The organism is Terrisporobacter petrolearius (assembly GCF_020748185.1).
Taxonomy (GTDB): domain Bacteria; phylum Bacillota; class Clostridia; order Peptostreptococcales; family Peptostreptococcaceae; genus Terrisporobacter; species Terrisporobacter petrolearius.
This window is the reverse complement of the sequence record NZ_JAHZMO010000223.1, coordinates 1-267: the sequence shown is the minus strand read 5'-3', so window position 1 is coordinate 267 and position 267 is coordinate 1. Positions and strand designations below refer to the sequence as shown.

The 267-nt window shown below is 37.1% G+C and carries 2 rRNA genes; both read left to right on the top strand.

The features are described 5' to 3' along the window. Positions 1–125 (top strand): 23S ribosomal RNA (locus tag K0040_RS20415); the annotation flags it as partial. A gap of 73 nt (positions 126–198) precedes the next feature. Continuing rightward, positions 199–267, top strand: a 5S ribosomal RNA gene (rrf, locus tag K0040_RS20410); the annotation flags it as partial.

The window sequence follows — 267 nt, the reverse complement described above, 5'->3', positions numbered from 1 at the left end:
CTTCGAGATAAGATTTCCCACCGTAAGGTTAAGACCCCATGAAGACTACATGGTTGATAGGTCAGAGGTGGAAGTGTGGTAACATATGTAGCTTACTGATACTAATAGGTCGAGGACTTGACCAAAAAAATAATGGAAACATTAAATGTTAGCAGTTTTGAAAGTACTAACAAAAGTTAATACTTTATATAAAGATTATGTGGTTATTATAGCAAAGAGGATACACCTGTTCCCATTCCGAACACAGAAGTTAAGCTCTTGAGCGGC